The organism is Microbispora sp. H10949 (genome assembly GCF_014161435.1).
GTDB lineage: Bacteria > Actinomycetota > Actinomycetes > Streptosporangiales > Streptosporangiaceae > Microbispora > Microbispora triticiradicis.
In genome coordinates this window covers 1-25,167 of record NZ_JABBWZ010000016.1, presented here as the reverse complement: position 1 = coordinate 25,167, position 25,167 = coordinate 1, and the positions used below count along the sequence as shown (strand labels likewise).

The 25,167-nt window shown below is 73.7% G+C and carries 16 protein-coding genes; 8 read left to right on the top strand and 8 right to left on the bottom strand.

What is annotated here, in order from left to right; genetic code table 11:
- The first annotated feature begins 4 nt into the window (after window positions 1–4).
- The 6 genes from HHX40_RS32465 (at window position 5) to HHX40_RS32440 (ending at window position 6,581) form a co-directional block, all read left to right on the top strand.
- Window positions 5–490: a hypothetical protein gene (locus HHX40_RS32465; protein ID WP_182883636.1), complete on the top strand. Its 486-nt coding sequence runs from the start codon at window positions 5–7 to the stop codon at window positions 488–490.
- Window positions 487–2,703: a M48 family metallopeptidase gene (locus HHX40_RS32460; RefSeq protein WP_182883635.1), complete on the top strand. Its 2,217-nt coding sequence runs from the start codon at window positions 487–489 to the stop codon at window positions 2,701–2,703. Before HHX40_RS32465 ends, HHX40_RS32460 begins: the two co-directional genes overlap by 4 nt.
- A gap of 282 nt (window positions 2,704–2,985) precedes the next feature.
- Entirely contained in the window at window positions 2,986–3,744 is a 759-nt protein-coding gene (locus HHX40_RS32455; RefSeq protein ID WP_244302360.1) for an ABC transporter permease, read from the top strand.
- 60 nt (window positions 3,745–3,804) lie between these two features.
- Window positions 3,805–4,875 (top strand): ABC transporter substrate-binding protein, encoded by a 1,071-nt coding sequence (locus HHX40_RS32450; RefSeq protein WP_182883633.1) that lies wholly within the window; start codon window positions 3,805–3,807, stop codon window positions 4,873–4,875.
- The gene (locus HHX40_RS32445) at window positions 4,859–5,683 is read left to right on the top strand and encodes an ABC transporter ATP-binding protein (protein ID WP_182883632.1); all 825 of its coding nucleotides are present in this window, start codon (window positions 4,859–4,861) and stop codon (window positions 5,681–5,683) included. The genes HHX40_RS32450 and HHX40_RS32445 overlap by 17 nt, the downstream gene beginning before the upstream one ends.
- Window positions 5,684–5,711: 28 nt before the next feature.
- Window positions 5,712–6,581: a TauD/TfdA dioxygenase family protein gene (locus HHX40_RS32440; protein WP_182883631.1), complete on the top strand. Its 870-nt coding sequence runs from the start codon at window positions 5,712–5,714 to the stop codon at window positions 6,579–6,581.
- A gap of 2 nt (window positions 6,582–6,583) precedes the next feature.
- Here the strand turns inward: HHX40_RS32440 and mdlC are convergent, their stop codons facing one another.
- The 8 genes from mdlC to HHX40_RS32400 all read right to left on the bottom strand — a co-directional run bounded on the left by mdlC (window position 6,584) and on the right by HHX40_RS32400 (window position 21,348).
- Complete coding sequence (gene mdlC, locus HHX40_RS32435; RefSeq protein WP_220499855.1) at window positions 6,584–8,218, bottom strand: benzoylformate decarboxylase; 1,635 nt, start codon at window positions 8,216–8,218, stop codon at window positions 6,584–6,586.
- A gap of 20 nt (window positions 8,219–8,238) precedes the next feature.
- The gene (locus HHX40_RS32430; protein ID WP_182883630.1) at window positions 8,239–9,120 is read right to left on the bottom strand and encodes a prephenate dehydrogenase dimerization domain-containing protein; all 882 of its coding nucleotides are present in this window, start codon (window positions 9,118–9,120) and stop codon (window positions 8,239–8,241) included.
- Window positions 9,117–11,204 (bottom strand): amino acid adenylation domain-containing protein, encoded by a 2,088-nt coding sequence (locus HHX40_RS32425; protein WP_182883629.1) that lies wholly within the window; start codon window positions 11,202–11,204, stop codon window positions 9,117–9,119. Before HHX40_RS32425 ends, HHX40_RS32430 begins: the two co-directional genes overlap by 4 nt.
- A gap of 395 nt (window positions 11,205–11,599) precedes the next feature.
- Window positions 11,600–12,691, bottom strand: a complete 1,092-nt coding sequence (gene gntD / locus HHX40_RS32420) for a guanitoxin biosynthesis L-enduracididine beta-hydroxylase GntD (protein WP_220499854.1) — start codon at window positions 12,689–12,691, stop codon at window positions 11,600–11,602.
- A gap of 26 nt (window positions 12,692–12,717) precedes the next feature.
- Complete coding sequence (locus HHX40_RS32415) at window positions 12,718–17,169, bottom strand: non-ribosomal peptide synthetase (protein ID WP_182883628.1); 4,452 nt, start codon at window positions 17,167–17,169, stop codon at window positions 12,718–12,720.
- Window positions 17,170–17,205: 36 nt separating this feature from the next.
- On the bottom strand, window positions 17,206–17,406 hold the full coding sequence (locus tag HHX40_RS32410; RefSeq protein WP_182877320.1) for an MbtH family protein: 201 nt from the start codon (window positions 17,404–17,406) through the stop codon (window positions 17,206–17,208).
- A 43-nt stretch (window positions 17,407–17,449) separates the two neighbouring features.
- On the bottom strand, window positions 17,450–20,569 hold the full coding sequence (locus HHX40_RS32405) for a condensation domain-containing protein (protein ID WP_182883627.1): 3,120 nt from the start codon (window positions 20,567–20,569) through the stop codon (window positions 17,450–17,452).
- Window positions 20,566–21,348 carry a thioesterase II family protein gene (locus tag HHX40_RS32400; RefSeq protein ID WP_220499853.1) on the bottom strand — a complete coding sequence of 261 codons (783 nt, stop codon included), beginning with the start codon at window positions 21,346–21,348 and terminating at the stop codon, window positions 20,566–20,568. Before HHX40_RS32400 ends, HHX40_RS32405 begins: the two co-directional genes overlap by 4 nt.
- Before the next feature lie 224 nt (window positions 21,349–21,572).
- Between HHX40_RS32400 and HHX40_RS32395 the strand changes: the two genes are divergently transcribed.
- Both HHX40_RS32395 and HHX40_RS32390 read left to right on the top strand, forming a co-directional pair.
- Window positions 21,573–23,468 (top strand): AMP-binding protein, encoded by a 1,896-nt coding sequence (locus HHX40_RS32395; protein ID WP_182883626.1) that lies wholly within the window; start codon window positions 21,573–21,575, stop codon window positions 23,466–23,468.
- Window positions 23,465–25,167: condensation domain-containing protein (locus tag HHX40_RS32390; RefSeq protein ID WP_182883625.1), on the top strand; the 1,703-nt coding region annotated here is incomplete at its 3' end. The genes HHX40_RS32395 and HHX40_RS32390, both read left to right, overlap by 4 nt.

Sequence of the window (25,167 nt, the reverse complement as noted above, 5' to 3'; positions counted from 1 at the left end):
TGCCGTGGTCCGCGAGAGCGATCGACAGTTGGCGACGGTGCTGGCGCGTCATGCGGTCGCCCACGCCGCTCCTGGCGAACTGCCGTTGTTCGAGGTCACATCGGATGCCTTCTTCGCGGCGCCCGGGCGGGCCGGGCGGGCGTTCAGGCGGAGCGAACCACTCGGCTTCGGTCTGGAGACCGCGGTCACCGTCGTCAGCACCATCGCGCTCACCGTGACCGTCGACGTGCTGAAGGAGATCACCACGCGCCATGCCGAACGACTGGTGAGCTCGTCGGCATCGCGGGTCGGTCGCGTGCTCAGGCGCAGGTTCGCACGCAGGTCGCGGCAGTCCGCCGAGCCGTTGCCGAGCCTCGATCAGGAGCAGCTCGCGGCGCTCCGCGAGCTGGCATACCGGCGGGCGCTGGAACTGCGCGCGTCCGACGAGCAGGCGGCACGGATAGCCGACGGCATCGTCTCAGCGTTGGCCGGGCCGACCAGCGACCCGTGAGGCCGGCCGCGGAGTCCGCGGCGGCGACGGAGGACGCCCGGCCCAGTCCGTTCGCCGTCCCTTCCGCCACCACCTCGCGATTCGCCCTGCTCGTCGTCGCGATCTCATTGATCACATTGACGTACGGCCCGTCGACGGTTCCGGGGATGGGCGAGAGGCCGACGGGCGACTACGCGGGCGTGACCTGCTTCCGGAACCTGGTGAACGAGGCCACCCGGCGAGCCGGCACACCGGTGAACCTGTTCGACGCGGACACGTACCGGTTGCACGGGAGCTGCCCGGAAGGGGCGGCGGCGAACCCGGCACCGGGCCTTCGGGTGCTCGCGGTGTACTGGCTGGTCGTGCTGGCCATGTGGTGGGCGACACCGCTCTGGCGGCTGCGGCGCCGGCGCCTCCGCCCGCTGCCTGTCGCCGAGATGCCGGAACTCCCCGGATACCTCGCCGAGTTGCGGCGCGTCGCCGGAGTCGGCACCCGTGTCACGTTCGTGGTCGACTACCTCGACCCGCGCATCTCCGGCCTCGCCTTCGGACGACCGGGGCGGCGGCACATCTTGCTCAGTGGCGGACTGCTGGCCACGTTCGTCTCCGACAGACCGGTCTTCCGGGCGGTCGTCCTGCACGAACTCGCCCATCTCCGCAATCGTGACGTGGACCTTGGATTCATCACGATCGCGGCGTGGCGGGTCTTCCTGGTCCTGATCCTCGCTCCCGACCTGTTCTCTTTTCTGAGATTGCCGGCCGAGGCCCGGCTCCGCCCCTCATACGGCTTCGCCGCGACGTTGGCCGGGCAACTGGTCGTGCTGGCGGTCTATCTGCTGCTTGCCGGCAACGCCGTGCTGCGCAGCCGCGAGCTGCACGCGGACGCTCGCGCGGCGCAGTGGAGCGGCGGCCCCGACGACCTGGCCCGACTGTTCGCTCCGCACGCGGGCGTCCGGATCGGACGGCTACGTCACTCGCTGGGGTCGCATCCCGCGACCCGCGACCGGCTTCTGGCTCTGGCCGACACATCCGCGCTGCTGAGGATGGGTTTCGGTGAGTCGCTGACCATGGGACTGGCCATCAGCCTCGTTCAGGACATCGGCGAGACGGTGTTCGAGGGGAAAACGGCCTTCTGGGTCTTCGCCGTTCTGCTCGCGACCGGAGTCGGGCTCGGGATCTGGCGCATGGAGATCGCCGCGTACGTGCTGGGTGATCCGACGCGCGTCAACCGGGTGGGCCTGGGGCTCGGCCTCGGTCTCGCGGTGGGCGGGACAGTCTCTCCGACCTGGCCCGCGTCCGAGGATCTGCTCGGGCGATCGTCGATCGGCGCCATCCTCCCCTGGTGCGTGCTGTTGTTCCTCGGGGGCTGGCTGTTCGTCCGCTGGATGGCGGTGGTGGCTCGGGCCTGGATGCCGGTGGCCGCCGCCGCGCGCCGCCCCGCCCTCGTCGTCGTGACGACCCTGGCCGTCGCGGCGGTCCTACTGGGCATCGGGTTCGTCTACGCTCTGCCGCTGGCGTTGATCGCGGGGCAGGCACAGGCGCTTCTGTTCCCGGGGCTTCCGCAGACATCGGTGTTCTTCATCGAGGCCGTGGTCGTCCTCATCACCGCACCGGAGGCGCTCAGGATTCTCACTTTGCTGACCATCGCGGTGTATCCGCTCGTCGGAACCGTCCTCGCGCGCCGTCTCCCGTCGCGGCCCGCCCCGTCATGGCTCACGCTCGATCCGTTGCCGCCCGGCTGGCGGAGCGCCTCTCAGCTGCCGGGGGAGGGAGGAACCGCGATCAGGAGTGGTCTCGTCGTCGCGTGCTTCGCGCTCCTGCTCGCGTTCACCGGCTATTTTGTGAGCTTCCTGACGGCCCGCGATCTGGCCGTTTCCTTCATCCGTTTCTACGGCATGGAGACGTTCGACATGGCGACGATGGCGCTGACGTCAGTGATCGCCACGGCTCGCGCCAGGGACTCCTCCGTGCTCTGGGGTATCGTCGGCGCCTCTGTCGCAGGCCTGGTCGTGGTCATCGGTGAGCGCGTCCTCTTCCATACGGCGGCGGGCATCGCCACGGTCGCGTTCGGCCGTTCCGCCATGCCCGTTCTCAGCTCCGCGGTGCGGGACTCGCCGATGTACCTGAGTTGGATGCTGTCCGTATTCGCCGAGGGCATCGAGCTCGCCTCTCTGGTGGCACTGGTGACAGCGGCCGTCGACCCCCGCCGCCTCCGCCGCACCCCGGCACCCTAGGCCACCGGGGGTGGTGTGACCTGCCCAGAGATGGTCCCCGGGGCCTCCCGATTGCCATAAACATGTAAATTTGGTAGGAAATACCTGTGTCTCTGGCATCGGGGCCGGCCCCGAGCGGCCCGACGTGCCCCGACCTTCGGAGCGACCACCGTGACGTCTTCCACCTCAACATCGCTTTCTCCCGCTCCCGCGGGCGGGCCTCCCGTGGCGGGAGGGCCCGCTGACGGGGCGGCCGCCACCGCGCCGCCGTTCTGGCGGGGTCGCGGGACCCGCCGGATCGGCGTGCGGGTCCTTTCGCTCCTGGCGCTGCTCGCGCTCTGGCAGCTCGCGGCCGCCGCCGCGGGCAACCCGTCGTTCGTGCCCGCGCCCCGGGCGGTGTGGGACCAGCTCGTCCTGCTGTCCACCACCCACGACGGCGTCCGCGGCTACAGCGGTCACCTGCTCGCCGAGCACCTGGGCATCAGCCTCCGCCGCATCCTCGTCGGCTCGGCGCTCGGCGTGGCGGCGGGGCTCGTCATCGGCGTCGTCCTGGGCGCCGTGCCGTGGATCCGTCTCGTGGCCGAGCCGGTCGTGACCTTCGTACGGGCGCTGCCTCCGCTGGCCTACTTCAGCCTGCTGATCATCTGGTTCGGCATCGACGAGACGCCCAAGCTGTGGCTGCTCGCCATCGCCGCGCTCCCGCCGGTCGCCGTGGCCACCGCCGCGGCCGTCCACGGCGCCCCGACCGGCCTGGTCGAGGCGGCCAGGGCGCTGGGCGCCTCCCGGTGGAACGTGATCAGGGACGTGGTGCTGCCCAGCGCGCTACCCGAGATCTTCACCGGTGTCCGGCTGGCCGTCGGGGTCGCGTACTCCTCGGTCGTCGCGGCGGAGACGGTCAACGGCGTGCCCGGCATCGGGGGGATGGTCCGCGACGCCCAGCGTTACCTGCAGACCGACGTCGTGGTGCTCGGGCTGCTCGCCATCGGCCTGTCCGGACTGCTGATCGACGGCCTGCTGCGCGCCGCCGAGACCCGGCTCATCCCCTGGCGCGGCCGGACCTGACCACCGCGTCCACCCGAACTCCCATGAAGCCCCCCCAACCTGCAGAAGGAACCTTTCGCCATGCCACGACCACGCCCCGCGCGCCTGTCCACCATCGTCCTGGCCGCCGCGACGGCCGCAGTGACGGCCGCCGTCCTGACCGCGTGCGGCAACGGCACCGCGTCCGGCGGAGGTGGCGGCGGCGGTACGACGGAGCGCACCATCCGCATCGCCTACCAGGCGTTTCCCAGCGGGGACCTCATCGTGAAGAACAAGGGGTGGCTGGAGCAGGCGCTGCCCGGCTACACGATCAAGTGGACCAAGTTCGACTCGGGCGCCAGCATCAACACCGCCTTCGTGGCCAAGAGCGTGGACATCGCGGCCATCGGGTCGAGCCCGGTCGCCCGCGGGCTGTCCCAGCCGCTGAACATCCCCTATCAGGTGGCGTTCGTGCTCGACGTGGCGGGCGACAACGAGGCCCTGGTCGCCCGCGACGGCAGCGGCGTCTCCTCGGTGGCGGACCTGCGCGGCAAGAAGGTGGCCACGCCGTTCGCCTCGACGGCTCACTACAGCCTGCTCGCCGCCCTCGACAGGGCGGGGGTGCCGGAGTCGGCGGTGAACCTCGTCGATCTGGAGCCGCAGGACATCGTGGCGTCCTGGACGCGCGGGGACATCGACGCCGCCTACGTGTGGCTGCCGACGCTGGACGAGATCAAGAAGACCGGTAAGACGCTCGTCACCAGCCGCGAGCTGGCGACGGCGGGCAAGCCGACCCTCGACCTCGGTGTGGTGTCGACGGCGTTCGTCAAGGCGCACCCCGAAGCCGTCGACGCCTGGCGCAAGGCCGAGGCCAGGGCGCTCGACCTCATCGCGAACGACCCCGACACCGCCGCCCAGGCGGTGGGCGCGGAGCTCAACCTCGGCAAGGACGACGCCAAGGCGCAGCTCAGCCAGGGCGTGTTCCTCAAGCCGGCCGACCTGTCCTCGGCGGAGTGGCTCGGCAGGCCCGGCCAGGTCGGCGGCCTGGCCAAGAACCTGGTGAGCGCGGCGCAGTTCCTCAAGGACCAGCAGAAGATCGACTCGGTGCCCGACCTCGCCACGGTCGAGAAGGCCGTCTACACCGAAGGGCTTCCCGGTGTCCTCGCGCCCTGACCCGGCCGCCGCCCCCACTGCCGCCCCCACCGTGGCGGACGAGGACGCCGCCGTCCGCCTGCACGAGGTCGGGCACGTCTACGACGGCTCGGGAGGTCCCGTCGCCGCCCTGGGACCGATCTCCCTCACCGTCCCGTCCGGGACCTTCCTCGTGCTCGTCGGCGCCTCCGGATGCGGCAAGAGCACGCTGCTGCGCCTCGTCGCGGGCTTCGAGAAGCCCACCTCCGGCACCGTGCTCACCGGGGGCGCCGAACCCGTCCCCGGCAGAGGCGCCGGGATCGTCTTCCAGCAGCCCCGGCTGTTCCCGTGGAAGACCGTGGGCGGCAACGTCGAACTGGCCCTGCGGTACGCCGGGGTGCCCCGCGCGGAGCGCGCCCGCCGCGTGCCGGAACTGCTGGAACGGGTCGGCCTGCACGACGTGGCGGACCGCCGGATCTGGCAGATCTCGGGAGGGCAGCAGCAGCGGGTTGCGATCGCCAGGGCGCTCGCCGGCGACGACCCGCTGCTGCTGCTCGACGAGCCGTTCGCCGCCCTCGACGCGCTCACCCGCGAGCGCCTCCAGGAGGACCTGCGCCGGGTGAGCGCGCAGACCGGCCGCACGTCGGTGTTCGTCACCCACAGCGTCGAGGAGGCCGTGTTCCTCGGCAGCCGGGTCGTCGTGCTCACCCGCCGGCCGGGCCGGATCGCGCTCGACCTGGAGGTCGACCTTCCGCGCACCGGGATCGAACCCGACGAACTGCGCGCCCTGCCCGAATACGCCGCGCTCCGCGCCGAGGTCGGCCACGCCGTACGCGCCGCCGCCGCCTGAAGCACAGCCGCCACCCGAGGAGAACGAGATGACCACATCGACCGCCGTCAAGCTGGACCTGCGACCGCTCGGCCCCCACTTCGGGTCGGAGGTCGAGGGGCTGGACCTGGCACACGCCACCGACGAGGAGCTGGCCGCGGTGCGCGCCGCCCTCGTGGAACGCAAGGTGCTGTTCTTCGGCGGCCAGAGCCTGGACGAGGACGGGCAGGTGGCGCTCGGCCGCCGTCTCGGCGAGCTGACCGCCTCCCACCCGGTCGTCGGGGGAGTCGACGAGGCGCATCCCGAGATCTACGCACTCGACAGCGCCGACAACGGCTTCGCCGACGTCTGGCACACCGACGTCACGTTCATGCCCCGCCCGCCGCTCGGCTCGATCCTGCGCGCGGTGGTCCTCCCGCCCACGGGAGGCGACACCAGCTGGGCCGACAGCCAGCTCGCCTACGACTCGCTGTCCGCCCCGGTGCGGGAGCTGGCCGACCAGCTCACCGCGGTGCACGACGGCAACCGCGAGTTCGGCTACTACCTCGCCCAGCGCCGGTCCGGCAGGGGCAGTGTCTGGGACGGCGAGGTCGTCACCCGCCTCGACCCGGTGGAGCACCCGGTGGTCCGCGTCCACCCCGAGACCGGCCGCAAGGGCATCTTCGTCAACCCCGGTTTCACCTCCCACATCGTCGGCGTGTCCGAGGCGGAGAGCCGGGCCATCCTGGATCTGCTCTACGCCCACCTCACCAAGCCCGAGCACATCGTCCGGCACCGCTGGAGGCTCGGCGACGTCGCCATGTGGGACAACCGGAGCACGGCCCACTACGCCAACCGGGACTACGGCGACGCCCACCGGGTGATGCACCGGATCACCCTGCGCGGCGACCGTCCCTTCGGCCCCGGACGACGTTCCTGAGCTCAGTACATGCGCGGCGGCGCGGGGTCGGTGCGCACGTGCAGCAGATGCGGCCGGTCGTCGGCGAGCGCGGTGGCGAGGGCGCTCTTCACCTCGGCGGGCTCGGACACGTACCGGGCCGCGCAGCCCATTCCCTGGGCCAGTGCGACGAAGTCGAGCCCGCCCAGGTCGACACCGGGGATGCCCGTGCCGCCGGACGCCTCGCCGAGCAGCCGCACCGCCGCGTACCGCGTGTTGTCCAGGATCACGAAGGTCACCGGCGTCCGCTCGCGCGCCGCGGTCCACAGGGCCTGGATGCCGAACATGGCCGACCCGTCGCCGAGCACCGCGACCACCCTGCGGCCCGGCCTGGCCAGTGCGGCGCCGACCGCGGCCGGGAGCCCGTAGCCGAGCGCGCCGCTCGCGGTGGTGAGGAACCCCGTGTCGGTCGCGGTGATCGGCAGGTGGTCGTGCAGCACGCTGCGGTGGCTGGGCGTCTCCTCCACCACGATCGCGTCGGGGGGCAGCAGTTCGGCGAGCGTGGCGTAGACCTCCGCCGCGGTGATCATCCCTTCCGCCGGTCCCGCCGGCCGGGCGAGGACGGGCGGGGCCGCCCTGCCGGTCACGCGCGCCCGGCGGACCGGCGCACCGTTCGCGGCACTGCCGAGAGCCTCGTCCAGCGCCCGGAGGGCGAGCAGCGGCGTCGCCCTGATGCCGGGCCCCGTGTCCGCCCTGGCCAGCACCTGTTCGTCGTCGCTGACCACGAAGAGCGGGGGCAGCGGGACCTCGGCCTCGCCACGGTAGACGTGGTAGGTGAAGGCCGGGGCGCCGATCACCACGACCAGGTCGTGCCGGGCCAGCGCCGCGGCGGTGGCGCGCTTCTCCGCGTCGAGGAAGCCCAGGAAGAGGGGATGGTCCTCGGGGAAGGAGCACCGAGGCGAGACCGGCGCGGCCCAGACGCCCGCCCCGACGCGTTCCGCGAGGGCGACGAGGTCCGCGACCGCGCCGTCCGCGTCCACGCCGGGCCCGGCCACGATGCCCGGCCGCGCGCTGCCGTGCAGGGCCCGGGCCAGCGCCGCGAGGGCGGCGGGGTCGGGGCCGAAGCCGGGGATCGCCGGACGCGCGGCGACCGGCGCGCCCGCCTCCGCGTCCCAGTCGTCCGCCGGAACGGAGATGAAGACCGGGCCTCGCGGGGCCTGGGACGCCACGTGGTAGGCGCGGGCGATCGCCGCGGGCACGTCCTGCGCCCGGGCGGGCTCGCAACTCCACTTGACGTACGGCCGGGGGAAGGCGGTGGCGTCGGTGGCGCCGAGGAACGGGTCGCCGCGCAGCAGCGTCCTGCTCTGCTGGCCGGCCATCACGATCAGCGGGGCGTGGCCGCGCGCGGCGTTGAACACCTGCCCGAGGCCGTGGCCGAGGCCGCCCGCGCTGTGCAGGTTCACCAGCACCGGCCGCCTGGTGGCCTGGGCGTAGCCGTCGGCCATGGCGACGACCACCGATTCGTGCAGCCCGAGCACGTAGCGGAAATCGTCCGGCCAGTCGGTGAGAAACGCGACCTCGGTGGTTCCGGGATTTCCGAAAACGGTGGTCAGGCCGAGTTGCCGGAGCAGCCGGCGGGTGGCGTCCCGGACCGTCCTGTCGCTCGCGATCGAATTCACGGGAAACGCCTCCCAAAATCTCAGGAACGGGCGGAAAGCCGCATGGTGAAAAGCCGGGCGCAATATCCCCGGAGTAGCGGCGCCCGGTCGCCGAGATGTTTCTCGACACCGTGCAGCAGCGTGTCGAATCCGTCGCGGTCGCCCGTGGAGGCGAGCGTGTCGATCGTGGCGACGGCCTCGCGCAGCGCCGCCCTCGCCGCGGCGGCGTGCGGGTTGGCCACCTGGATGTCCCAGTAGACCTCGGGGTTGCCGCCGGTGATCCGGGCCAGGACGGCGAGCATGGTCAGGTGCGGGGGCGGGGCCAGGGCGAGCAGCGCCTCGGCGTCCGCGCCGCCCGCGACGACCGCCTGCCCGAAGGCCAGCACGGCGGCGTGCGTGGCCGCCTGGAGGACCGCCGTGACGCGGTCGTGCTCCCCGGCGGTCAGCTCGACGACGCGGGCTCCGGCGGCGGTGATCGAGCCGAGCAGCGCGGCGGTGCGCGGCCCGTCCGCCACGCGTACGGCGGCCACGGCGTTGTCCTGCCAGCCCAGCGCGGGCGCGAACATCGGGTTGAGCCCGCACGCCTCCGCACCCCGGGAGGCCGCCGCACGGGCGAGAGCGGGCGTGACGGCCTCCTTGACCGACAGGGTCTCGACCAGCAGCGCCCCCGGCCGTACGGCCGGCGCGCAGGCGGCGACGGCCGGGACGGCGACGTGCTCGGGCAGCGCGAAGACCACCGTGTCGGCCCGCCGCAGCACGCCGAGCAGGTCCGCCGACGGGCGGCACGCGTCCGCGACGATGACCGCCGTGCCGGGGATCTCCGCCGCCCGCACGTCCGCGCACACCACCGGGCCGTCCGGGAGCCGCAGGCGGGCGAGCAGCCCGCCCACCTCGCCCGCGCCGCCGACCACGACCGTCGTCATCGGGACTCCACCGGCTCACCGGCGCGCAGCGCGGCCACGTCGATCTTCCCGTTCCGGTTGCGCGGCAGTTCGGCGAGGACGACGTACCGGTCGGGCCGCATGTACGCGGGGAGCGTGGCCGCCGCGACCGCGCGGAGTTCGTCCTCGGTGGGCGGGGCGCCGCTCGCGGCGACGAAGGCGATCACCTGCTCCGCCCCGCCGGGTGGCGTCCGCAGGGTGACGAAGCAGCCGGTCACGGACGGATGCCCCGCCACGGCCGCCTCGATCTCCCCGAGTTCCACCCGGAAGCCCCTGATCTTCACCTGGCTGTCGGTGCGGCCGGCGATGTGCAGCTCACCGCCGGGTGACCAGAACCCGCGGTCGCCGGTGCGGTAGATCCGCCCGCCGCCCCTGGGGTCGGGCAGGAACCGCGCCGCGGTGAGGCCGGGACGCCGGTGGTAACCCCGCGCCAGGGCCGGGCCCGAGACGCAGATCTCGCCGATCACCCCCGGGGGCGCCGGCCGGAGCCCGGCGTCCAGGACCTCGACCCGGTAGTTGGGCAGCGGCCCGCCGATCGGGATCCGCCCGTCCGCGGCGTCGGCGATGCCGCAGTGGTGGGCGGTGGCCCACACCGCGCACTCGGTCGGCCCGTAGTCGTTGAGCAGCACGGCGTCCGGGCAGGTGAGCAGATGGCGCGCGACCAGCCGGGGCGGCATCGGCTCGCCGCCCACCGAGACCAGCCGCAGCCGGCTCAGGCACTCCTCCCCGGCCGCCTCCAGGACGAGCCCGTAGTGCGACGGGACGGAGTGGATGTGGGTGATCGGCACCCGCCGCAGCAGGGCGCGCAGGGCCAGCGGGTCACGCGCCTCGGTCTCGGTCGGCAGCACCGCCGTCCCGCCCCCGGTGAGCGTCCAGTAGAGGCCGCCCGCGGCGCCGTCGAAGCACAGCGGCATGGTGACCAGGTCGCACTCGGGCGGCGGGCCGCCCACGCCGCGGGCGTGCGTGGACACCACGATCGCCCGGTGGCTGACCGCCACGCCCTTCGGCACGCCGGTGGACCCGGACGTGTAGATGACGTAGGCCAGGTCGGCCGTCCGCACCGGCACATCCAGGTCGTCTCCCCGATCGGGGTCCTGGCCCGCGCCCGGCCCGTCCGGGTCCAGCAGGCGTACGCCCGGGAACCCGGCCGGGAAGCCGAGGGGGGCTTCGGCAGGGGAGTCGCCGGGGGACTCGCCCGGAGACTCCTCAAGGGACTCGCCGGGGGAGGCGGCTGCGCCATCGCCGGTCGGCCGGCCGACCGCGAGCCGCACGCCGGAGTCGGCGAGGATGCGGCGGATGCGGTCGGCGGGCTGGGACGGCTCGATCGGCACGTAGGCCGCGCCGGACTTGAGCACGGCGAGCATCGCGACGACCGACTCGGCGGCGCGGCCGGCGAAGACCGCGACGAGGTCGCCGGGGCAGGCGCCGGCCGCGCGCAGGCGCCGCCCGAGCCGGTTGGCCCGGGCGTTCAGCTCGCCGTAGGTCAGCGTGACGTCGCCGCAGACGAGCGCCGTACGCGCGGGCTCGGCCACGGCCCGGCGCTCGATCAGCGTGTGCAGGCAGACGTCCTCCACCGGCTGCGGCTCGCCGCCGGACCAGGTGGCGATCGCCGCGCGCTCGGCGGTGGTGAGCGCGGCGACGTCGCGTACCGGGCGGTCCTCGGCGATCTCCCCGAGGACCGCGAGCAGCCGGTCGGCCAGGGCGGCGACCACCTCAGGGTCGAACAGGCCGGTGTCGTGGTCGAGGCACAGCCCGCCGTCCGACCACCGCACGACCAGTTCGTGCGGCACGGACACGGCGCCGCCGGGCTCCGCCGCTTCCCGGCCCCCTCCCGCGACGGCGACGCGGGCTACCACGCCGGCCGGGAGGGACGGCGCGGCGCGGAGGTCCTCCGCCACCCGGCGGACCAGGTCGGCGGCCCGTTCGCGCTCGTCCACGAGCACGGTCAGCGCGACCGGGCGGGGGGTGACGACGGCCAGGCGCACCTCGGGCTCGCCGGTGTGGCGGGCGAGGAGGATCGCCGCGGCCGCCGCCAGGACGGCCTCCGGCGCCGCGCCTTCAGACACCCTGCCTTCAGACACCGCGCCTTCAGACACCGCGCCTTCAGACACCGCGCCTTCAGACACCGCGCCTTCAGACACCGCGCCTTCAGACACCGCGCCTTCAGACACCGCGCCTTCAGACACCGCGCCTTCAGACACCACGCCGTCCGGCAGGGTGCTCTCCGGCGTCGCGCCTGCTGTGCCCGCGCTGCCCGGCCGTGCGGTTTCCGGTGCCGCGGTTTCCGGCTGCGGGTGTTCCGGGGTCGCGCCGCCGGGGGCGGGCCACGGCCGGAACACCGTGTCGGTCGTGCCGGACGGCACGCTGCCGCAGCGGAGCCACGCCGGCAGCTCGCCGCCGTGGCGGACCCCGCCGTCGGGGTGCGGATCTCCCGGGAAGGCCGTACGGCCGGGCAGCCGGTTCACAGCAGCACGCGTTCGTGCGGCGCGGACCGGTGTGCCCGGGACTTGCGCAGGTCCCGGGTGACCAGCACCTTCTTCAGCCACCGGTCGGTGCCGTCGAACCTGGCGCGGAACGCGCTCCTGCCGTGCACGGCCCGGTAGTTGTCGACGATGAGCAGGTCACCGGGGCCGAGCGCGACCCCGCACAGGTTGGCCTCCAGCGACCCGACCAGGGCGGCCAGCGCCTCCTCGGCCTCCCCGTCGCCCGGCAGCGCGGACATGAACACCGGGTCGATGCGCAGGTACGGCGCGTCGGGGTGGCCGAACAGGACCGCGCTCGGCTCGGGCTCGTCCTGCATCCGCTGGATGCTGTGCATCGCCATGCCCATCCCCGCCGCCTCCTCGGCCCGCGCCCGCAGCCGGTTGAGGTGCTCGTTGTCGGGGCGGATGAGGAAGCGCGGCTGGGCGAGCACCGCGCGGTGCGCGGGGTCGATCCGCACCTCGTCGACGCCGGCCACGGTGGTCGGCACCGCGTCGTGGTTGCGCAACCCGAGCAGGAGCAGGTAGTCGCAACGGAGGGGGTGGAAGCCGTCCTCCGTGTGCCACTCCAGCTGCACGGTGCCGTGCCCGCTCTGCTCGCGCTCCTCGGTCGGCATCGGCACCACGTCGTGCACGAGCTTGCCGTTCTGCAGGGACGACCAGCCGAAGACGTCGCCGAGCAGGCTCGCGACCAGCACCAGGTAGACCTCGTGGGCCGTGCGCGCGGGCACGGTCGAGGGCCTCGCCTGCTCCCGCCAGTCGAGCGGGGTGGGGCCGATCTCGTCGTCGGAGACCGGCAGTCCCCGGACGACCAGCGCCGGGCTGCTCTCGAACAGGCGGAGGGAGAGCAGTTCGCCGACCAGGCGCTCCGGCAGGCGATGGGCGTACGTCGCGGCGCCGTCGAGCAGCGCCGGGGCGGTGCTCGAACCGTGGCGGGCGGCGAGGGTGCGGGTGTAGGTGTCGATCTGGGCCGCGTCGGCCGGGTCGAGGTCGATGTAACGGATGCTTCCCGTCCCGGTGCTTCCCGTTGCGGCCTCGCCGTCCGGCCGCGGCATCGTTGAGACGTCCTCCATGGTGGTCCTTTCTCGCCTCACGCCCGCTACGCCGCGGCCCGCGCGGCAACCTCTTCAGGGGCCGGGAGGTAGCCGTTCTCCACGAGGAAGCGGAAGCAGGAGTGGGCCCACTCCTCGTTGACCGGCGGGCACTCGATGCCGGACCCGTCCAGGGCCGCGGTCAGCACCCGGCACTCGTCCATAGGGTCGACCCGCTGCTGCAGGTCGGGGTCGAGGGCGGCGTGCCGCATGGACGCCACGCGCAGGATCGGGGTCAGCGGGTAGAGGATGTGGTCCTCGTCGACCGCGAGGGCCTGCCGCCTGGCCTCCTCCTCCTCGACGACGTTGAGGGCGTAGCCGAACGACCGCAGCCACTCGTAGCACTGCTGCATCGTGGTCGGTTCCCGGTTGGTGATGTTGAAGTTCCGGCCGAGGTTCTCCTCCCGCAGGGAGGTGTAGACGATCGCCTTGGCCGTGTAGTCGACGGGCACCGCGTTGATCACGTCGTTGTAGAGCGGCAGCACGCCGAGGTCCAGGAAGCCCTTGAGGTAGACGTACAGGTAGTCGGTCTCGTGGGAGGCGCCGGTCTGGGTGTGACCAGTGATCATCCACGGGCGCTGCACGGTGACCGGGACGCCGCGGTCGCGGGCGAGGGTCACGATCCGCTCGGACACCCACTTCGTACGGGGGTAACCGGTGGGGATCTTGGTGGGCCGGTCGGTGAGGTCCTGCTCGGTGAAGGGGCGCTCCGCGCCCGTGCCCATGAAGACGTCCACGCTGGAGATCAGGTGGAACGCCTTGAGCCGGGTGGTCGTCGCCAGCCGCAGCAGTTCCTCGGTGCCGAGGACGTTCGCGGCCTTCATCGCCTCGTAGGGGTAGGTGAAGTTGACGATCGCGCCGCTGTGGTAGATCGCGTCCAGCGACCCGGCCAGCTCGTCGTACGCCTCCTTCGACAGGCCGAGGGCCGGCTTCGCGAGGTCGCCGGTGACCACCCGCAGCCTGGACCGGTACGACTCGTCCCACGCCCGGTACTTGCGCAGGACCTCCTCCAGGCGGTCCCACGCCTCGTCCCGGCTCTGGCCGCGCACCAGGCAGTGCACGATCGCGTCGGTGCGCTCGATCAGCTCGACCGCGACGAAGGCGCCGAGGTAGCCGGTGGCGCCGGTGACCAGCACGTGCTCCGGCTCGAACCACCGGGCGTGCGGCAGGCCGTCGGGCCGTACGGCGGGGTCGAGCGTGACGTCGGCCTGCAGGTCGGCGAGCTGCTGCAGGTAGAGGGCGGCGTTGTCCTGCGCGCTGCGCTCGCGCTGCTGAAGCTCGACGACCCGGGCGATGCCCTCGACGGTCGGCACCCGGAAGATGTCGTCGATCGGCAGTTCGATCGTGTGCTGCCGGGACAGCTGCGCGGCGAGCCGGGCCACCAGCAGCGAGTTGCCGCCGAGGGAGAAGAAGTCGGCCGTGACGCTGAGCCGCGGCAGGCCGAGCACCGAGGCGAAGGTCTCGGCGATCTCCGCCTCCAGCGTGGTGCGCGGCTCGACGAAGTCGCCGGCGGCCACCTCCTGCGGCGTGGGCAGCGCGGCGAGGTCGATCTTGCCGTGCCGGGTCAGCGGCATGCGCTCCAGCGTGACGAAGGCGCTCGGCACCATGTAGTCGGGCACCTGCCCGAGCACGTGGTTGACCAGCGTCTCCTGGGTCAGGATGCGGCCGGACACCGGGACCACGTACGCGACCAGGCGCGGCATGCCGGGCTGGTCCTCGCGTACGGTGACCACGGCCTCGGAGACGAGGGGGTGGCGCAGCACCACGTTCTCGACCTCGGCCGGCTCGACCCGGAACCCGCGGATCTTGACCTGGGTGTCGGCCCGGCCGAGGAACTCGATGGTGCCGTCGGGCCGGTAGCGGGCCAGGTCGCCGGTCCGGTAGAGCCGGGACCCCGGGGCGAACGGGTCGGGCAGGAAGCGGTCCGCGGTCATCGCGGGGCGGTTCACGTAGCCGCGGGCCGTGCCCTCGCCGCCGATGTACAGCTCGCCCGGCACCCCCGGGGGCACCGGGTTGAGCCGCCGGTCCAGCAGGTGGATCCGCGCGCCCGGGATCGGGCGGCCGATCGGCACGCGGGGCGCGTCGGCGTCCGCCGGCGACACCGGGTGCACCGAGGCCCACACCGTGGCCTCCGTCGGGCCGTACTCGTTGAACAGCACGGCGTCCGGCGAGTGGCGGTAGTGCTCGGCGACCAGGCTCGGCGGCAGCGCCTCGCCCGCGACGACGGTCGCGCGGACCGACGGGCGCGGCTCCGGGTCGGTCTCCAGCAGCAGGGCGTACTGCGACGGCACGCCGTCGACGTGGGTGACCTGGCGGTTCCGGATGAGCCGGCCCAGCAGGCGGGGGTCGAGCACCTCCGTCTCGGTCGGCAGCACGACCGTGCCGCCGCGGCTGAGCGTCCAGTACAGGCCGCCGCCGGCCGCGTCGAAGGTGAGCGGCGCCAGCACCAGGTAGCGCTCGGGCAGGCCCGGCCCCTCGCAGGCCGTACGCGCCTCGGTGGCGTGCACGATCTGCCGGTGCTCGACCGCGACGCCCTTGGGCCGGCCGGTCGATCCGGAGGTGTAGATGATGTAGGCCAGGTTCGCGGGACCCGCCGGGACGACCGCCCGGTCCCCCGTGTGCTCGGGGTCGGTGATGGAGACGCTGACCCGGGTCCGCCCGGCCAGCGTCACGGGCAGGGCGGCCAGGGCCTCCGCGCGGCCGACGAGCAGGCCGATCCCGGCGTCGTCGGCGATGAACGTCAGCCGGTCGGCCGGGTAGGACGGGTCGAGCGGCACGTACGCCGCCCCGGCCTTGAGCACGCCGAGCAGGGCCACCACGCTGTGCGGCGACCGGTCGACGACGACGCCCACCCGCGACTCGGGTCCGGCGCCCCGGGCGACGAGTTCGGCGGCCAGCGCGTCCGCGCGGCCGTCGAGGGAGGCGTAGCTGATCTCGACGCCGCCGCCGGAGACCGCCGTACGCTCCGGGTGCGCCTGGGCCGCCCGCTCGACGAGCGCGTGCAGGGTGAGCGACCGGTCGCGCTCGGTCCGCGTGTCGTTCCACCCGGCCACGATCCGCTCGTGCTCCTCCGGGGTGAGCAGCGGGATGTCGGCCAGCGGGTGGTCGGGGCGGGCCAGCCCCTCGGTCAGCACCACCAGGACGTGGCCGAGGAACCGCTCGACCGTGCCCCGGTCGAACAGGTCGGTGTTGTACTGCGCGCGCAGGTGCAGGCCGTCGCTCCGCCGTACCGCGAACAGGTCGATGTCGTGCGGGGTCCAGGTCACCGGCAGGTCGAGGGGCCGCGCCACCGCGCCGGGCAGGACGCGGTCGTCGGTGTCCTCCTCGAAGGCGAAGGTGGTCTGGAACAGCGGCGTGCGGCTCAGGTCGCGCTGGGGCTGCGCCGCGTCCACGATCCGGTCGAACGGGAGCCGCGCGTGCGCCAGAGCCTGCGCGCGGGCGGCGGTGACGCGCCCGGTCAGCGCGCCGAGGCCGTCGCCGGCCCGCAGCTCGACCCGCAGCGGCACGATGTTCTCCAGCGGGCCGACCGTGCTGTCCTGCGCGGCGCTTCCGGTGGCGGTCCACGATCCCGCCGCCGGGACGCCGATCGCCAGGTCGTGCTGCTGCGAGTAGCGCGAGAGCACGGCGGCGTACGCGGCCAGCAGCGTCGGCCCCGGGTCCTCGCGCCAGGCGGTCAGCGCGGCGGCCAGGGAGGCGGGCACCGGGACCGTGACCGCGTCGCCGTGGATGGTCTTCAGCGGCGGGCGCGGGCGGTCGGTCGGCAGCTCCAGCGGGCTGAGGGCGGCCAGCCCGCCGCGCCAGTAGTCGACGGCCTCGCCCGCGTCGTCGCTCTCGCTCCAGGCGCGCTGGGCGTCCACGAGGGAACGGAAGTCGGCGGGCGTGCCGGCGGGCGCGGCCTCGGCGCCGCCGGACAGGGCCGCGTAGCGCGACAGCACCTCGTCGACGATCAGCCTGACCGAGCGCCGGTCGGCGACCATCTGGTGCGCGGTGAGCAGGAAGACGTGGTCGTCCGGGGCGGCGCGCAGCAGCGACGCGCGGACCAGCGGCCCCCTGCCGAGGTCGAAACGGGTCCCGGTCTCGGCCGCCGCCACCCGGGCGAGCTCACCGTCGAGGTCGCCGGGGTCGATGTCCTGGACGGGCAGCCGCAGCGTCACCGCCGCCGCGGTGGTGGCGATGGCCTGGCCGTTGACCTCGCGGAACGTGGCCCGCAGCACCTCGTGCCGCTGCACGACGGCGACGAGCGCCTGCTGCATCGCCGCCGGGTCGATCGGGCCGGACAGCCGCACCGCGGCGCTGACCTGCCAGGGTTTGGCGGAGTCCAGTTGGTGCAGCAGCCACAGGCGGCGCTGCTCGAGGAGAAGGGTGCTGGGTGTCGTCTCGACCGATCCGTCCAGGAGCTTGGCGAGCAGCGCACGCTTCTCCTCCGGGGTCATCGACTCCAATTCCGGCCGCTGGCTCATGTGTCGCACTCCTGTCGGTGGATGTGAATCGGGGGGTCAGGCGGCGTGCTCGCGCAGCGACCGGGGGCGCATGTCGACCCAGACCTTCTCGATGTGGTCCAGGCACTCCTGCTTGCGGCCCGTGACGCCGACGCCGGACCAGCCGGGCGGTACGGGCCGGTCGGCGAACCAGATGGAGTACTGCTCCTCGTCGTTGAGGACGACCTGGAAGACGGTCTCGGGGTCATCGATGCCCATGAGGGACTCCTTGGGTTGAGTGGTCGTTCGGTGGCGGCCCGGGTCATCCGAGCCGGCGGAGCAACTGGTCGATCTCGGCGTCGGACAGTTCGGCGAGCCCGCCGTACGCGGCGGACGAGGCGTCGGCGGCCGCGCGGGCACGCTCCTCCTCCACCGCCGCGACGGCCTCCGCGAGACCGGCCACGGTCGCCCTGCGGAAGAAGTCGCGCACCGGGACGAGCACGCCGAGCTGGTCCCGTACGCGGCCGATGACCTTGGCGGCGAGCACGGAGTGCCCGCCCAGGGCGAAGAAGTCGGCGTGGACGCCGAACTCCGGCACCGGCAGCACGTCCCGGAAGATGGAGATGATCGCGCGCTCCAGGCGGTTGCGCGGCGGGGTCTCGTCGATGCCCTCCCGCAGCGCCTCCCCGCACATCGCGGTGAGCGCCGCCCGGTCGACCCCGCCGTCCGGCAGCCGGGGCAGCTCGCGCAGCACGCCGAAAGCGGCGGGCGTCCCGGGCTCCTCCGATCCCGTACGGACCCGGTCGCGCGCGTTCGCCAGGGCCTCCCGCACCGTGGCCACCAGGGCCTCGCGCGACCGGGGCGAGGCGGCCGCCTGCGGGTCGGCGGGCACCAGCCAGCCGACGAGCCGCGGCCCGGCTCCGGTCTCCCCGGGCACGACGGCGGCCTCGCGCACCCCCTCGACCTCGGTCAGCCGCCGTTCGATCCGGTCCGGCCGCACGACGTGGTCGCCCAGGGTCAGGCGGCCGTCGGCGTAGCCCGCGAAGCGCAGCTCACCGGAGGGGGTGCACCGATAGCGCTCGCCGGTCGCCACCGCGCCCGAACCCGCCGTGTCCGGGCCCACGACGGCGGGACCCGACAGCCACAGCTCGCCGACGACGCCCGGGGGCACCGGCTCGCCCGTCTCGTCGAGCAGCCGCCGGATGGTCCCGGCGAGCGGCGGGCCGGACCCCTCTCCCAGGCGGGACAGGCTCACCGGGGCCGCCGACAGCGGCGTCCGCCTGCCCAGGAAGACGGTGTTCCCGGTGCGTCCGAGCGCCTCGGCCAGGTCGTCGGCGACGAAGGGGCCGACGCAGACCAGCCGGGCGTCCGGCGACGGCGCGTACCCCTCGGTCAGCAGCCGGCGCCAGACCTGCGGCGCGGCGACCACCACGGTCCCGCCTGCCGGTGTGTCCGTGAGGACCAGGCGGGCTCCGGCGCTCAGCGGCGCGAGCAGGGCGGCCAGGTCGACCGGCCCTCCGTCGTGCACGAGGACGACCTCGTCGTCCGGGCCGAGCCCCAGCCTCGCGGCAACCGCCGTCGCCGCGGCGGCCAGCGCGCGGTGGGAGAACACGACCGTGTGGCCGTCGCGATCGCCGTCGTCCACCTGCCAGGCGGGCGATCCGGCCCGTGCCGAGCCGGAGGGCACCGGGTCGAAGCGGGGGCCGGTGGTCACCAGCCAGTCGTCCGCCGTGAACGTGACGAACGCCCCGGCGCGCGGGTGGCGCGAGCCGTACGTGAGGACCGCGCCCGTCTCGAAGACGGCCAGCGCCGCGACGAGGAGCGCCGCCGACGGCAACGGCGGCGTCGCGACGACGACGCCCGGCCCGACGCCCTCGGCCCGGAGCCGTGCCGCCAGTCCGGCGGCGGCCGTACGCAGGTCGGCGTGGCTCATCTCGGCGTCGGCGGCGCGGACCGCGTGACTCTGGCTGGAGGAGCGGCCGGCGAGCACGTCGAGGATGGTGCCGTCAGGCGGCGCGGGGGCCTCCTCGCGCGACCGGCGGTCGGCGAGCGCGCGCTCCCCGGCGTCCGCGCGCGGCAGCGCGCCCCAGCGCACGCCGGGGTCGCGGCGGATCTCGGCCAGCACGGCGCGGTAGACGTCCAGCAGCAGCCGCGCCGTGCCCGGGTCGTACAGGTCGCGGTCGTAGTCGAGCCGCAGCCGCAGTCCGTCGCCGTCCGGCAGGACCGTCAGCCACAGGTCGAACTTGGCCGACGTCACGGCGAGGTCGACCGGGACCATGGTCAGCTCGGGCAGCCGCGCGAGGACACCGGGCGTGTTCTGCATGGAGAACATCACGTCGAACAGCGGGTTGCGGTCCACCACCCGCGGCAGGCGCAGCTCCTCCACCAGCCGGTCGAACGGCATCTCCTGGTGGGAGAAGGCCTCCAGGCAGGTGTTCCGTACGGCCCGCACGGCGTCGGCGAACCCGGCGCCCTCCGGCAGGCGGGTGCGCAGCACGAGCGGGTTGGCGAAGAAGCCGATGACGTCCTCGGCGTCGGGGTGGTGCCGCCCGGCCACCGGGGTGCCGACCGCGACGTCCGGCTGCCCGGTGACGCGGGCGAGGGTCACCTTGAACGCGGAGAGCAGGAGCATGAACGGGGTCGCCTCCCAGCCTCTGCCGAGGGCGTCGAGCGCCGCCGCCTCGTCGGCGGGCAGCGTCTCCTCCAGCCGGCCGGCCGCCATGCGCCGCTGCGCCTGGCGGGAGTGGTCGACGGGCAGGGGAAGCGGCTGGACGCCCGACAGCGTTCCGCACCAGTGCGCAACCAGGTCACGCAGCGGCTCGCCGGCGAGGGACTCCTCCCGCCAGGCGACGTAGTCGGCGTACTGGATGGGCAGCTCGGGAGCCGGGCCCTCGCCGCCGAGCAGGCGGCGGTAGCTCTCGGCCAGGTCGCGGTAGAAGACCTCGATCGACCAGCCGTCGCAGCAGATGTGGTGGATGACCACGATCAGGGTGTGCCGGTCGGCGGCCTCCCGCACCAGGAGCACCCGCAGCAGCGGCGGCTCGTCCAGGACGAACGGCAGGCTCGCCTGCTCCTCGGCCGCGCGCTGCACGTACTCCTCGGCGGCCTCGGGAGACAGGTGCGAGCAGTCGACCGTGGGCAGCGCCACCAGCGTCTCGACCGCGACGACCTGCCGGGGGTCGCCGTCCACCACCCCGACCCCCGCGCGGAGGCTCTCGTGCCGGGCGACCACCTGGTTCAGCGCGCGCTGGAGCAGCACCGGGTCGAGCCGGCCGGTGAGCCGCACCGCGCTGGTGACGTTGTACGCGGCGTTGGCGGCGGGGTCCCACTGACACAGGAACCACAGCTGCCGCTGGGACGGCGCGGCGGGCAGGATGATCATGTTGCCGTAGTCGCGTTCGGGGCCGCTGCCGACCGCGCCGACGTAGGACGAGCTGGTCATCGTTCGATTCCCCCGATGTCACCGGTTTCCCTGGCAGGCGTCGTCGTGGTCAGGGCCGCCTCGATGAGTCGGACGATCCGGCCCTCGTGCTCCCGGACGAAGAAGTGGCCGCCGTCGAACGTCGTCACGCGGCACTCCTCGGATGTCAGCTCCGCCCACGCGCCGCTCGCGGCGATGTCCACTTCGTCGTCGCGGCCGTGCAGGACGTGGACCGGCACCGGCAGCGGCGCGAGCGGCTGGAAGCGGTAGTTCTCGACCACCGCCAGGTCGGCACGGATCGTCGGCAGCATCAGGTCGATCAGCTCCGGATAGGCCAGCACCTCGGCGTCGAGGCCCTGGCCCTGGTAGAGCCACGCCACGAGCTCGTCGCGCGGCAGGTCGTGCGCTGGGTCGAACCGCACCAGGTGGGGCGCCTCCAGGCCCGCGACGAACAGCCCGGCGGGCAGCGGCAGGCCGGCGTCGCGGATCCGCCGGGTCAGCTCGAAGGCCACCAGCGCGCCCATGCTGTGGCCGAAGAACGCGTAGCGCCGATCGGTCAGCGGGGTGACCGCGGTGAGCAGGGCGTCGGTCAGCCGGTCGATGTCCGGGATCGCCGGTTCGCTGAGGCGCACCTCCCGGCCCGGCAGGCACGCGGCGGTGACGCGCAGGCTCCGGGTGTGGCGCTGCCACCCCCGGAACACCGACCCGCTGCCGCCGGCGTACGGAAAGCACACGAGCTCGCACGCCGGATCCGGCACATCGGCGAACGAGGCCAACCAGCATGATCTCATGCGGGCCATGCACACCTCCGTGGGAATATCGGAACCCGCCGCGGGTAATTCGCGAATTCATCGCACAGCTTTGCCGTGGGGTCCGTCAAGAATTCGTTCGGAAACTGAGAGAACGCCGGTAGACGCCTGAGAACCGGGCGAGAGCGGGCCTTCTTACATTCTGATCGCCGCCTCGTCGGTAATGCCGCGCCGGGCTTCGCCCGCCGTAGTCACCACGCGAAGGAGCCCCAGCGATGCCAACTCCGGCCGATCGCACGCTCGCCCACGTCCTGGCCGACCACGTCGCGGCGCAGCCCGGCCAGGTGGCGTACGAGTACCTGCACGAGGACGGCCGCATCGACTCGATCACCTACGGCGAGCTGTGGCGGCGGGCCTGCGGCCTGGCCGGGCAGCTGCCCAAGGACGGGCCGGCGCTGCTGCTGTACCCGCCCGGCCTGGACCTCGTGGCCGCCGTCTGGGCCTGCTTCCTGGCCGGGGTGCCCGCGGTGCCGACGTACCCGCCGCTGATGGGGGCCGCCGACCGGATCGCGCAGCGCTTCGCCCGGATCCTCGCCGACTCCGGCGCGACGTCGCTGCTGGCCGACCCGGCGATCCTGGCGCTCATCCCCGTGGGCGACGTGCCGCTGCCGCCGGTGATCTCCGAGGCGGGCGAGCCGGTGGAGCCGAAGGTCCTGCCGCGGCGGCACGACGTGGCGCTGGTGCAGTACACCTCCGGCAGCACCGGGCAGCCGAAGGGCGTCGTCCTCGACCACGCCAATCTCATCGCGAATATCCGGGCGATCAGCGACGTATTTCGCGTCGATCGGGACATCCGGGTTATCTCATGGCTTCCGCCGTACCACGACATGGGTCTGATCGGTTGCATTCTGACGCCCGGGTACGGCGGATTTCCGGTCCGGCTGATGTCGCCCGTGCATTTCCTCCGGCAACCGCTCGACTGGTTGCGGCAGATCTCGGAAATGGGTGTCACGCACACCGGCGGGCCGAATTTCGCCTACGACCTGTGCGTGCGCCGTGCCCGCGGCGCGGACCTGTCCGGGCTGGACCTCAGCCAGTGGCGGCTGGCGTTCAACGGCGCGGAGCCGATCCGCCCGGGCACGCTCCGGGCCTTCGCCGAGCGCTTCGCCGGCAACGGGTTCCGGCCGGAGGCGTTCCTGCCCTGCTACGGCCTGGCGGAGGCCACCCTGATCGTCACCGGGCGGCACTTCTCGCCGGAGGACGGCGTCGCCGAGGACGGACGGGTGGACTGCGGCCCGGCCGTCGACGGGCACTCCGTGGTGGTCGTGGACGACGGCACCCCGGCGGCGGACGGGGAGAACGGCGAGATCTGGGTCCGGGGGCCGAGCGTCTGCCGCGGCTACTGGAACGACTCCGACGACCGTTCGTTCGGCGAACTCGACGGCGAGCGCTACCTGCGCACCGGCGACCTGGGCTACCTGCGCGACGGGCACCTGTTCGTCACCGGCCGGTCCAAGGACGTGCTCATCCAGAGCGGCGTGAACTTCCACGCCCACGACCTGGAGTCAGCGGCGGTCGACGGGCATCCCGCGTTGCGGCCGACGGCGGCGGCGTTCATGGTGGAGCGCGCCGGGGGCGAGGAGATCGTGCTGGCCGTCGAGCTCGCCAGGGCCGGCGCGGACGTCGACCGGGCCGAGATCGCCGCTGACCTCAAAACCAGGGTGCTGGCCGCCACCGGTGCCCGGGTGGACATCGTCGTGGTCTGCCCGCCCGGCGCCATCCCCCGTACGACCAGCGGCAAGGTCCAGCGCTCGTTGGCCCGCACCCGCTATGCGGCCGGTGAACTCAGGGGAGAGGTGATCGGCGACCGCGCGGTGCCCGTGGAGCGGTTCCTCGCCGGCGTCTTCGCGGCGGTGTGCGAGGTGGGCGAGTGCGCGCCGACGCAGAACCTGAGCAGCATCGGCGGCGACTCCGTCCGCGTCGCCGAGATCGCGGCGATCCTGGAGGACGCGCTCGCGCTGCCCGTGCCGATCGAGGTCGTGCTGGCGGCCCAGTCGCCCCGCGCGGTCACGGCCCGGCTCATGGCCGACTGGAGCGAGCGGGGCGTCTCCGGCGCCCAGGTCGCGGCCCGCATCGCGGCGCTGACCGCCGAGGCCGGTGAGTCGCGGTGAGCGAACACGCGGGCCGGGACCTGGTCAGGCGCTGGCGGGACCGGGCGTCCGCGGCCCCGTCCGCCGCTGCCGCCGACGCCGGGGAACCGGCCGTCAGCCCCGCGCAGACGGGGCTGCTGCTCTTCGAGCAGCTTCACCCGGGCACCGCGGTGAACATCCTGTCGTTCGTGGCGTCCGTGGCCGGGCCGGTGAACCGCGGCCGCCTGCGGTCGGCGCTCGCCCGGATGGCCGAGCGCCACCCGCTGCTGCGTGCCCGGTTCCCGCGCGAGGAGCCGCCGAGGTGCGTCGTCGCCCCTGTCGAGCCCGCCGTCGGGTCTGCCGTCGACCCTGCCGCCGATTCCGTCACCGGGCCGTACGCCGTGCCGGAGCCCGAGTTCGCCGACCTCGCACACCTGCCGGAAGGCGATCGGCGCGAGGCGGCGCTGGCCCGCGCCGAGGACTTCGCCGCCCGGCCCATGGACCCGGCCGCCGGCCCGCTGTGGCGGGTCGCCGTCTGGTCGCTCGGCCCCGATGAGACGCTCCTGCAGGTCGTGGCCCACCATCTCATCTGCGACGGCTGGTCGCTGGGCGTCTTCCTCGCCGAACTCACCACCCTCTACTCCGATGGAGCCCTGCCCGGTGCGGCCTCCCCGCCCACCGGGGGCACGCCGGTCACCGAGGCGGACCTCGCCTACTGGCGTGAGCGGCTGGGCGACGCTCCTCCGCTCGACCTCCCGGCCGACCTGCCGCGACCCGTCAGGCCGCGCTTCCGCTCGGCCGCGGTCCCGGTGTCGCTGGACGCGGCCGCCGTACGGCACGCCCTGGAGGTCGCCGAGCGCGAGCGGGTCACCCCGTTCATGATGCTGCTCGCCGCCCTGCACCTGACGCTGGCGAGGACGACCGGGGAGCCCGACGTGACGATCGGGGCGCCGATCGCGACCGTCGAGCGGCACCGCGCACCGGGAGCCATCGCCCCGCTGGTCAACATGCTCGCGCTGCGCACCGACAGCGCCGCCGCCGCGACCGGCCGCGATCTCCTGACCGCCGTACGCGACACCTGCCTCGGCGCGTACGCGCACGCGCACGTCCCCCTGGAGACGGTCGCCGCGGCGGCGGGGACCGGCGGAGACCGGCTGTTCCGGGTGATGTGCGTCCTCCAGGACGGCCTGCCCGAGTTCCACCTGGACGGACGGCCCGTACGGCCGCTGACGATGGCGCCCGCCGCGATCCAGTACGACGTCGAGGTGTACCTGTGGCTGACGGGCGACCGCGTCACCGGGTTCCTCGGCTACGACGCCGACCTGTTCGACGCCGAGACCGCCCGGCTCCTCGCCGGCCGCTTCGGCGTGGCGCTGCGCGTGCTCACCGAAGGCCTGGACGGGCCTCTCGCGGAACTCGACGTGCTGGACGAGGCCGAGAAGTCGGTCCTCGGTGTGTTGGGTGACGGTGGTCCGCTGACCGGTCCGGCTGTCGGGGCTGGTGGGTGTGTGCATGGGTTGGTCGAGGCGGTGGTGGATCGGTGTCCGGATGCGGTGGCGGTGCGGGCTGTTGACGGGGTGGTGCGGTATCGGGAGTTGGATGAGCGGGCTGAGCGGTTGGCTCGTCATCTGGTGGGGTTGGGTGCGGGGGCTGGGGTGTTGGTGGGGGTGTGCCTGCCGCGGACCAGTGATCTGATCGTGGCGTTGCTGGCGGTGTTGAAGACCGGTGCGGCCTATGTGCC

Excerpts from the sequence above, each read along its gene's own strand:
- HHX40_RS32450 (WP_182883633.1), top strand. The coding sequence starts at position 3,805 with ATGCCACGACCACGCCCCGCGCGCCTGTCCACCATCGTCCTGGCCGCC.
- HHX40_RS32440 (WP_182883631.1), top strand. The coding sequence starts at position 5,712 with ATGACCACATCGACCGCCGTCAAGCTGGACCTGCGACCGCTCGGCCCC.
- HHX40_RS32430 (WP_182883630.1), bottom strand. The coding sequence starts at position 9,120 with ATGACGACGGTCGTGGTCGGCGGCGCGGGCGAGGTGGGCGGGCTGCTC.
- gntD (WP_220499854.1), bottom strand. The coding sequence starts at position 12,691 with ATGGAGGACGTCTCAACGATGCCGCGGCCGGACGGCGAGGCCGCAACG.
- HHX40_RS32415 (WP_182883628.1), bottom strand. The coding sequence starts at position 17,169 with ATGAGCCAGCGGCCGGAATTGGAGTCGATGACCCCGGAGGAGAAGCGT.
- HHX40_RS32410 (WP_182877320.1), bottom strand. The coding sequence starts at position 17,406 with ATGGGCATCGATGACCCCGAGACCGTCTTCCAGGTCGTCCTCAACGAC.
- HHX40_RS32405 (WP_182883627.1), bottom strand. The coding sequence starts at position 20,569 with ATGACCAGCTCGTCCTACGTCGGCGCGGTCGGCAGCGGCCCCGAACGC.
- HHX40_RS32400 (WP_220499853.1), bottom strand. The coding sequence starts at position 21,348 with ATGGCCCGCATGAGATCATGCTGGTTGGCCTCGTTCGCCGATGTGCCG.
- HHX40_RS32395 (WP_182883626.1), top strand. The coding sequence starts at position 21,573 with ATGCCAACTCCGGCCGATCGCACGCTCGCCCACGTCCTGGCCGACCAC.